Here is an 8995-nt window from a genome sequence, read left to right as displayed (position 1 = left end):
GGCATCTTGTTGACCAGTGGCGGCGGCTATATCCGTGTCGAGAACGGCAACGTGGACATCCACTGCCCCGGCGCCGTGGACGTCAAGGGGGCACAGCACAACTTCGGTGGGCCGACGAGCCTGGATGCGGGCATGGCCGAGTTGCCCGAGGGCGAGTGCGAGAAACAGTTCGCGGGTGCCGATAAGTCCTCGTCCGGCAGTACGCCCGTGGGGGGCTGATCCATGTCGGTATTGAGAGAGCCATCTCGGATTCACGCCCATGACGAGGCGCTGACGCCAGGGTCGCTGCGTCAGTTCGACTTCGCCGTGATCAACCCCTTGGTCGTGCACGAACGAGACTGGCGCGACCTGCCGGTCCAGGCGCTGGAAACGTCGCCTGCACCAGCAAGGGCGCATCGCCTGCCACAGCTGGTCGCGCTTCAGGACTTGCCTCACGAGGTGTATGACGACCTGATCGCACGCATCCGGCGCTACCGCAAACGTGGCGTCCTGTTCTTCTCGGCGCTGATGAGCACACGCGCCGATCTCAATCGAACGGCCTGGCATCTGCGTCGTCAACTGTTGCAGCGACGTCCGGGCGATCGCCGCTATCACTGGTTTCGCTATTACGATCCACTCGTCTTCCGCCATCTGGCGTGGTTGCTGACACCGACGCAACTGGCCCGACTCCTGGGCCCCCTCGATCGATGGTCCTGGTTCGACGGCCAGGGCCAGTCTTATGTCCTGAAGCGTCCCGAGATCACGACGACCATCGATTGGTTGGAACTGACTCGCGGCCAGTGGTCGAGTATCGATCGCTTTGCGGACCTGAATCGCAGCCTGCGCCGTCTGGCCCTGCTGGCGCCCGACTGGCCGCAGGACACGACCCACTGGCAATGGCTGGATGACACCCTGCGTCATGCGCAGCGCTCAGGCCTATCGCCCGGGGATCAGCCGTTACTGGCAGAGCGCGCGGCCATGCACCTGCCGGGCCTGGCCGGACAGGACCTGGTGGAATCGTTCATGGCGCTGGCGACGCGGCGTTTATCCGACACTGGCGGCCATCTGGATGCATGGCATGACGCCGAATGGAATACCCTCATTTCAGAGTTAAGGAGCGGACATGAGTCGCGCCGATAGTCCTCGCCCCGATTGCAGCTTCTGTGGTGGCGGTGGCCTGCCGATCCTGCCCGTGCGCTATGCCGTGGCGCGTAGCGACGATGTCGGCCTCACCGCCCCCGAGTTGCCGGCGGATCTCGCGGATGATGCCGTCTCGCAGATTGCGCTCTCGGGAGGCCAGCACTACACCCTGAGGCTGCTGCGAGAAGGCTTTCTGTATGTCTTCAACGCGGCCAAGGGCAGCTGGCAGGGTTACAACGTGACCGATGAAGGCTTTCTCAGCCGCTACATCGAGATCACCAATGACGAGTTGCTGGCCCTCGACCCCGACGCGCCAGGACCGCTCGACGCTGACATCAATGCGCCGGTGGAGGATGACGAGTTCCCCTGCCGCGGCAATCCCGAGCATGTCTATCCAGGGCGTTGCATCACGGTACCCTCGGCCAAGGACGCCACGGAGCTGTATATCGCCTTCTCGGATGACCGCTGGACCAAACGCGTGTGGAAAGCACACGCCGCCAATACGGACGGCCGACGTGACGCCATGCGCAAGCTCTCCCTGACACAGTGGAAAGGCGGCGCGGCGGACTATACCCGCCCGCTGAGTGAACTCGGGGAGCTAGTGGCCGAGGCCAACTTCCCCTGGGTGCGTCGCCAATCGAGCGATACGGGCAGCCGCGACGCGAGCCAAAGTCCGGAAGTGAGTGCCCTGAGCCACAGCCTGGCGCCCGCCAACGGGATTCGCGACGATGTCGAGGGATTCATCGCGTGGTCGCAACGCCAGGCCCAGCAGAGTGACGAGCAGAGTGAGATGACACCGGCGCTGTTCGTGCTCGATGATCCGGCTGGCGTGACCAGCGATCTCGCCGCGTTACTCGCCGAGCGAGAAAATGAGTTCAACGAGCAGGAAGCGATCAAGCGCCCGTTCGTGACGGCGGGGGTCGTCAACGCGTTGCGAGACGGCTTTCGGGAGCGGGCGCGGATGCAGCGCGCGAACGAAATCGTCGAAGACCATCTACATGACAAATACTACAATGGCTATGGTCATCCCGGTTTCGAGCATGATTTTAAAGAAAATTTTGAGCGCCGTCAGCGAGAGGAACCTGCTTTTCGGCAAGAGGTAGATGCCTTTCGACGGGAGACGCTTCGAGGTATCAGCGAGGATGAACTCGAGGAGGCCGCCGACGACGCCTGGGACAAATATGGCGACAAGCTCCGCCCCGGCGAGCCCGATCACTGGATGGAAAGCACCTATCGCCCCCAGCTTTCGGCGTACGACAAAGCCAACATGCAGCCACTGGCATCGGCCTACGTGAGCTGGCTGACGGGCAATCCGCTGCTCATCTACCTCAACAGCCGATTCGATGATGCGAACATCGAGTCGGGTATCAATTTCGTTTCCGTGATCTCCTTCGTGCTGCTGGGCACCCAGAGCTACGCGCCCGCATTCAAGCAGTATGTCGAATGGCTGTCGGCGAGCGAGATCGACAATAGCAACCTGCTGCTGAGAGGCATGTGCCTCAATCAGCAAGCCCTGGTCGAACAGGTCATGGCAGCCAGCGATGCCGATTTCGGTGCCGCACCCAATAATCCCGCCGCCCTGCCCTGGGGGCCCTTGATAGCGGCGTATCTGGGGTTGACGGAAGATTATCCCGATGAGGTTGCCTCGCCCGCCAGAATGCTCGGTCATGTGCTCGGGCCGATGCAAAGTACCGTGGCCAACGCGCAGAACCCGGCTCCCCTTCTGCTCACGCTGGGGATGATCTCGGGACGCTCGATTCAGATCACCCAAGGCAGCGTGACGTTCGAGGAAGCCCTCTCCCGAACCCGCGAGCCGCTCAAGCGGATCCAGCCCGACTGGGGCGAGAGTGAGCGGCATCAGTTCCAGCAGAAGGTTCGGGTAGAGACGCGCTCGCTTATTCCCGCCAACGGGCAACCCGCAATCACGTTCGATGTTCGCCAGATCGATTTCGGCCCGCTCGATGACCTGCTTGACGACCCGGCACTCTCCGCACACTTATCCCGTCGCGCTCAACTGGAATTTTCGGCGGGCATCGTCGGGGTGGCGCTGGCCTGGGCCAGTCTGGACAGTCAACTCAAAGGCATGAACAGTATTCTGGAGGCGGGGCTCCGGGCTCAAGGCCGCCTGATGGGCATGAGCTTGATGCTGGCCGGCAGTGCCGCCGAACTGGTGGGCAAGGCGCTGGAGCATGGGCGCAAGGTGTTTGTCGCGTCGGATCATCTGCTGGCCGGGTCCAGCCGGTTTTTCCTGAGATGGGGAGCGAGGTTTGGTTTGGCGGGTGGGTTTATTCTTGGTGCCATGGATCTTTGGGAGGGCGGAGAAAGGTTGGCTGACGGTGAATGGACTCAGAAGCTGCATCCGCCTACTTTCCGGCTCATCCACTATAGGTGCCAGTATTGCTATATTTTCTATTAGTACTGGTTTGACCGGAATATTTTCAACCATTGCCCTGTGGTGGATAGCTGGGATTCTTGGCATTTTTGCCATTGCGGCAGCTATCGCCATTTTGTGGTTCACGGAAAACGATTTGCAAGAATGGCTGGCCGAATGGGCTTTTGGAGAACGCGGTGCGCCAAGTCCAGGCAATGCTGCCTTGGAAAAAGAAATGCAGCGCCTCAAGGCGATCACTCATAAGGAAGACTGAAATGCGGCCGTCTGCTAAGGATTATTATAATCTCTTTATAAAAGGGAATTGGGGGTTTTCCAGCACGACCTCTAGGCTCTTGAAAATAGTGGGCAAAACGGGCTTCCTTAACAAAAAAGACAAATCTCTGGAAGGGATAAAGGCGAACTTTAACGATGCGGTGATGAAAGTCAATTCATCTTTTATCGAAGTGGTAGATGCTGGCAATCGACTTCGTGGCGTACCTTCATTTTTCGGTCTTATGGGAGGCGTTCCATCTGCCTATGGCTTGGCGATAATAATTTATTACATAGTGAAAAAGGGTTCGGAAATCCCCTTTGTTGCGTACATACTATTTGCAATTTCTCTTGCCATCATCTTGTTGGTATGCTTTCCACTACTTAACTCCTTATTGCGCAGAGAGTTATTCCGCAAAACCCACTACCCCATGCGCTTCAATCGACGGGATAGAAAGGTCTATGTCTGGTCTCAGGATATGGGTGTCGTCACCATGAACTGGGATGACATTCAATTTTACACCAGCGAAGCGACGAAGTCCCAGGATCGTCGGGGCATGTCGCGTGAAGAGATTCGCGGATACGTGCGGGATCGCAACGGCAACATGCTTTATCACCTGGTTTTCTTCAAGTACGAAGGCCTCAAGGGGATGAAAGGCGTACTGGAAATCTGGGAGCTGGTGCGTCGCTACATGGAGGAGCCCGACGGCCATATTCAGGCCTATCAGGTCGACCAGCGCCTGCTGGATCTGGATGGCAAGCGTGAGAGTTTCATCCACTCGTTGATCCAGGCCACCCAGGTGATGGCTGATAGTCGTGCGGTCCAGCTGATTTTTGCCCCCATGGTCATGTGGGCCGGCACCGGCCGCCTCATAGCCAAGTGGACCTGTCGCGTGCCACGTTGGCCCGAGTGGGTCGAGGAAAAATGCCGAGTTGATCCAAACGACCCCTACGTTCGCAATCGCCACACCGAGCCTCCGCTGACCGCGAAGGAGATCCTCTGGCCGCTGTTCTGCTTCCTGCTGGGCTGGGCAGAGGTACTGGTGATTCTGTACTTCTGCTTTCGGGGATATGTTTAGTCAGCACTACACGCTGAGGCTGCTGCAAGAAGGCTTCCTGTATGTCTTCAATGCGGCCAGGGGCAGTCCCTGGCACGCCGTCAATACGGACGGCCGGCGTGACGCCATGCGCAGGCTCTCCCTGACACAGTGGAAGCGGCGCGGCGGACTATACCCGCCCGCTGCGTGAACTTGGGGAGCGGGTGGCCGAGGCCAACTTCCCCTGGGTGCGTCGCCAATCGGGCGATGCGGGCAGCCGCGACGCGAGCCAAGGCCAGGAAGTGAATGCCCTGAGACACAGCCTGGTGCCCATCAACGGGATTCGCGACGATGTCGACGGATTCATCGCGGGGTCGCAACGCCAGGCCAGCAGAGTGAGATGACGCCGGCGCCGCCCTGGCCTACGTCAGCGGCGGGCTGGATGCTGCTGTCGGCCAACAGGCAGTGCGCACCGGTGGCGGCATGACCGTGCGCGCCCTGGGGACCGCCGCCGTCGCCCTGTGGTGACCGGCCGGCTGACACCGCCTCGACCGAGACTGCCACGACAACCTTTCGGAGAGACCCCATGCAACCTCAGCAACTGAGCGCCGCCAACGACACCGCGCTCACCGTCGAAACGGACGATGGCGTGCTGTTCGCCATCGATATCGGTGTCACACTCTACTTCACCGGCTCCCAGCATCAGGCCAAGCGCGAGGCGATCCTGTCGATCTTCCGCGACTATCTCGACCTCGTCGGCGATCAGCTCACCTGGACCACCAACCCCCAGACCGGGCGCTGGAAAAAGCTCCAGGGCTGGGATAGCTACATCACCCCCTTCGACTGGCTGCCCAGTTACGGACGCGGCGAATGGGAGTTCACCTATCACGGCGGCAAACGGCGCACCGACGCCTCCTTCTACGGCTTCAGTGTGCTCGGTGTGCACGTCGATGAGATGCATCCACATCTGTCATCCATGCAGTGCTATTTTCCCATCGACTTTTTTATCGACCGTGAGGAGAAGCTGCCCGCGCTGCTGCAGCGCTGGTGCGAGGCGCTGGCGCCGGAGCACGGCTATGCCGGGCTCGCGCTTAACCGCGCCTATAGCCACCATCACCGTGATCAGGCGCAACTGCTCGAGTACCGCTACGCCCAGCGTTTTCCCGGCCTGCAGATCAACGATCCATCGGGACACCGGCTGAACCTAGCCCGCGGCCCCAAGGGGGTGGACTGGCTGACGGTGCTGAACGACGGCTGGCTGGAAAAGCTCGGCGGCCGCGAGGCGGTGCGCAAGCAGATGGGCGCGCTGCCGATGCTGGACTATTCCGACGGCGCCATCCTGCGCGCCGGCCCTATGCCGCAGTTGGGCGACAACGACAACCCCGAGACCCTGGCCGCCCTGCAGGACTACCGCCGCGTGGCGGCGATCATCGAGCCGGTGCGCATCAAGGATCATCAGGGGATTCACCGACGTTATACACCCAGCATGGCGCACGAACCTCGTCTGGATAAAGAAAACTACAGAGCATGGCTGGCACGCTTTAGGTTCTGTCTGAAAAGTCTGCACGCAAACAACGGTCTATGCAGGCCAGGCATACTATCGCCCGGAAGCTGCTGGCCAATTTGTCGTAACGGGTGCAAACCCGGCGTAGCTCTTTGATCCAACCGAAGCAGCGCTCAATGATGTTTCGCTCTCGATACCGGGGCTTGTCAAAGCCCCTTGGAGCGCCGGGGCGCGGTTTTCGCTTCATCTTGCGCCGGGCAATGATCGGCTTCATGCGATGCCGGTCGCAGTAGCGGCGAAGCGGTTCGCTATCGTAGCCCTTGTCCGCCACGATGAAACGGCAACGCTTGCGAGGTCTGCCTTTGGTTCCAGGCAGTTGCACATCCTCCAGGGTGGGAATGAAGTGCCGTGTATCCGAATCCTGCCCCGGCGACAGCGTGAAGGCCAGCGGCCAACCATGCCGGTCACAGAGCATATGGATCTTGGTCGTCAGACCGCCCCGACTCCGTCCCAGGGCATGGTCTACGGGCTCTACCTGTCCCCCTTTTTGCCGCCTCCTGAGGCGGCCCGAGTGGCGCGGATCGATGTCGAATCGATCATCCAGGTGTCCAGGTCCATCAGACCATCCTCTCGCAGGCGAAGTTGGAGGCGCGCCAGAATGGCCTCGAAGGTGCCATCATCGCGCCACTGACGGAAACGGTCATAAACGGTCTTCCAAGGGCCGTAGCGCTCTGGCAGATCGCGCCACTTGGCACCCGAGCAGAGGATCCAGAAGATGCCGTTCAATACCTGGCGGTCATCGCGACGGGGACGGCCTGACCTCTGCGGCGGCGAGACGATGTCTTCGATGAGGGCCCAGCCGTGGTCGGAGATCTCGTAGCGTCCTGCCATGGGTCACCTATGCAGTTGCAGCATGGGGCACATTAGCAAATCCGACTTTTCGGACAAAGCCTAGCCCGGGCCATGAACCGCAATCGAACAGGGAGTCATTAAAATGGACGATGCCCTGCTGTTCGACGTTTTCCCAACAGCCCTTTCCGGATAGCTCGGCGCTCTACCGGCGGCAAGAAGACGATAACTTATGTGGGCGACTCGACCATCCGGGACCCTACAGGTATGAATGAATGAACGGCGTCGCTTCGGACCTCATTCCTCCAGGCCCAGCGGTGGTGGCGCGTGCTTGACCGTCTTGGTGACGATGTAGGTGAAGTAGCGCTCGATGCCAAGATCGGACACCAGCCACTCGTCGATCAGCCGCTGGTAGGCATCGACCGAATCGGCCTCGACCTTGACCAGATAGTCGACGCCGCCGCCCACCGCGACGCACTCGGTGACCACCGACGTGTCGCGCATGGCGTTCTCGAAGCGCTGAAAGCTCTCGGCATTGTGCTGCTTGAGTTCGATCTGCATCCAGACCGGCGTGCGACGGACCAGCACACGGGCATTGATGCGCGCCGAGTAGCCCTCGATGATGCCGGCCTTCTCCAGCCGGCGCACCCGTTCCCAGCACGGGCTGACCGATAGATTGATCGCCTCGGCCAGTCGCGACTTGGTGATGCGGCCGTCCCTGGCCAGGATGTCGAGTATCTTGAGATCGTATCGGTCGAGCTTCATGCGGCTCCGTCGTCAGGTCGCCCAAGGCGGGCGACAGCCATTCGGTCCCTCGTGCGTCAGCCGTCGAGGGCATCCACCACTTCGCCGATCACCGCGATGGTATCGCCCATGTTGACCTGGGCCGGGAAGCGCCGCGCCAGCATCAGACCGCTGCGCTGGGCATGATACTCGACCGGATCGGCGCCGGTGCGGGTCATGTCGTAGACGCGGGCGATCACCTGCCCCTGTTCGACCGTGTCGCCCAGCGTCACGGTCAGCTCGAGCAGGCCGGTGTGTTCGCTCTGCACATAGCAGGAGGCATCGGGCATGTCGACGTAGACCTGTCCCTCGGCGGGCATCTCCGGGGTGCCGTCGATGAGCCCGTAGTGGATCAGGAAGTTGCGCACCCCGCGCTCGGCGATCATCAGGCGTTCGGGCGTCGTGGTGCCGCCACCGCCGAGTTCGGTAGCGACGAAGACCTTGCCCTGGCTCTCGACGGCGGTGTCGAACAGCCGGGCGGCGTCGAGCTCGAACATCATCATCGCGGTGGGCGCGCCGAAGGCCTTGGCGCCTTCCAGCGCCTGACGCTGCTGCTGCTTGTCGTCCAGGTGGTGCGAGGCGGCGAAGGGGATGATGTCCAGGGTACGCCCGCCGGAGTGCAGATCGAGCGCGACGTCGATCAGCGGCACCAGATAGCGGGTGAAGTAGTCGGCGATCTGCTCGGTGACGCGCCCGTCCGGATCGCCGGGGAAGCTGCGATTGAGGTTGCCGCCATCCATCGGCGAGGTGCGCCGGCCGGCCTGGGCCGCCGGCACGTTCATCATCGGCACGATGATCACCCGGCCGTGGACGTCCTCGGCGCGGAGGGTACGTGCCAGCTTGAGCAGCGCGGTGATGCCCTCGTACTCGTCGCCGTGGTTGCCGCCGGTCAGCAGCGCACTCGGGCCCTCGCCGTTCTTGACCACGGTGATCGGGATCATCACCGCCCCCCAGGCCGACTCGTCGGTGGAGATCGGCAGCTTGAGGAAGCCGTGCTGGACGCCGTCGGCATCGAAGTCGACGGTCGCGGAGATGGGGCTGGGGCGTTTGCTCATGTCGTGC

At 61.4% G+C, this 8995-nt stretch carries 9 protein-coding genes; 6 read left to right on the top strand and 3 right to left on the bottom strand.

The genetic code is table 11. The features are described 5' to 3' along the window. From KGR00_RS22030 to KGR00_RS22005, 6 genes are all read left to right on the top strand, one after another. The coding region (locus tag KGR00_RS22030; RefSeq protein ID WP_224424527.1) for a DUF2345 domain-containing protein at positions 1-219 on the top strand (219 nt) is incomplete at its 5' end. Positions 220-222: 3 nt separating this feature from the next. Continuing rightward, positions 223-1119: a DUF4123 domain-containing protein gene (locus tag KGR00_RS22025; protein WP_224419904.1), complete on the top strand. Its 897-nt coding sequence runs from the start codon at positions 223-225 to the stop codon at positions 1117-1119. Continuing rightward, the gene (locus KGR00_RS22020) at positions 1103-3535 is read left to right on the top strand and encodes a T6SS effector BTH_I2691 family protein (RefSeq protein WP_224424526.1); all 2433 of its coding nucleotides are present in this window, start codon (positions 1103-1105) and stop codon (positions 3533-3535) included. The genes KGR00_RS22025 and KGR00_RS22020 overlap by 17 nt, the downstream gene beginning before the upstream one ends. A 7-nt stretch (positions 3536-3542) precedes the next feature. Then, the gene (locus KGR00_RS22015) at positions 3543-3764 is read left to right on the top strand and encodes a hypothetical protein (RefSeq protein WP_224419908.1); all 222 of its coding nucleotides are present in this window, start codon (positions 3543-3545) and stop codon (positions 3762-3764) included. Position 3765: 1 nt separating this feature from the next. Then, positions 3766-4839 (top strand): DUF6708 domain-containing protein, encoded by a 1074-nt coding sequence (locus KGR00_RS22010; RefSeq protein WP_224419909.1) that lies wholly within the window; start codon positions 3766-3768, stop codon positions 4837-4839. A gap of 544 nt (positions 4840-5383) precedes the next feature. Further along, positions 5384-6457, top strand: a complete 1074-nt coding sequence (locus KGR00_RS22005) for a type VI immunity family protein (protein ID WP_224424525.1) — start codon at positions 5384-5386, stop codon at positions 6455-6457. Here the strand turns inward: KGR00_RS22005 and KGR00_RS22000 are convergent. The 3 genes from KGR00_RS22000 to doeB all read right to left on the bottom strand — a co-directional run bounded on the left by KGR00_RS22000 (position 6339) and on the right by doeB (position 8988). Next, positions 6339-7192 (bottom strand): IS5 family transposase gene (locus KGR00_RS22000; protein WP_224417144.1). Its coding sequence is split into 2 segments (ribosomal slippage): positions 6339-6850 and positions 6850-7192, totalling 855 coding nucleotides; the frame shifts between segments, so codons are not numbered across the junction. The genes KGR00_RS22005 and KGR00_RS22000 overlap by 119 nt on opposite strands. 255 nt (positions 7193-7447) lie before the next feature. Then, the gene (locus tag KGR00_RS21995) at positions 7448-7915 is read right to left on the bottom strand and encodes an Lrp/AsnC family transcriptional regulator (protein WP_224419346.1); all 468 of its coding nucleotides are present in this window, start codon (positions 7913-7915) and stop codon (positions 7448-7450) included. 56 nt (positions 7916-7971) lie between these two features. After that, entirely contained in the window at positions 7972-8988 is a 1017-nt protein-coding gene (doeB, locus tag KGR00_RS21990) for a N(2)-acetyl-L-2,4-diaminobutanoate deacetylase DoeB (RefSeq protein ID WP_129141830.1), read from the bottom strand. Positions 8989-8995: the final 7 nt, after the last annotated feature.

It is taken from the genome of Modicisalibacter sp. MOD 31.J, assembly GCF_020147985.1.
GTDB classification, from domain to species: domain Bacteria; phylum Pseudomonadota; class Gammaproteobacteria; order Pseudomonadales; family Halomonadaceae; genus Modicisalibacter; species Modicisalibacter coralii.
This window is presented reverse-complemented; position numbering and strand designations above follow the sequence as displayed.

What these genes read in the sequence shown, in the direction of transcription:
- KGR00_RS22005 (WP_224424525.1), top strand. Translation starts at nt 5,384, where the DNA reads ATGCAACCTCAGCAACTGAGCGCCGCCAACGACACCGCGCTCACCGTC.
- KGR00_RS22020 (WP_224424526.1), top strand. Translation starts at nt 1,103, where the DNA reads ATGAGTCGCGCCGATAGTCCTCGCCCCGATTGCAGCTTCTGTGGTGGC.
- KGR00_RS21995 (WP_224419346.1), bottom strand. Translation starts at nt 7,915, where the DNA reads ATGAAGCTCGACCGATACGATCTCAAGATACTCGACATCCTGGCCAGG.
- KGR00_RS22025 (WP_224419904.1), top strand. Translation starts at nt 223, where the DNA reads ATGTCGGTATTGAGAGAGCCATCTCGGATTCACGCCCATGACGAGGCG.
- doeB (WP_129141830.1), bottom strand. Translation starts at nt 8,988, where the DNA reads ATGAGCAAACGCCCCAGCCCCATCTCCGCGACCGTCGACTTCGATGCC.
- KGR00_RS22010 (WP_224419909.1), top strand. Translation starts at nt 3,766, where the DNA reads ATGCGGCCGTCTGCTAAGGATTATTATAATCTCTTTATAAAAGGGAAT.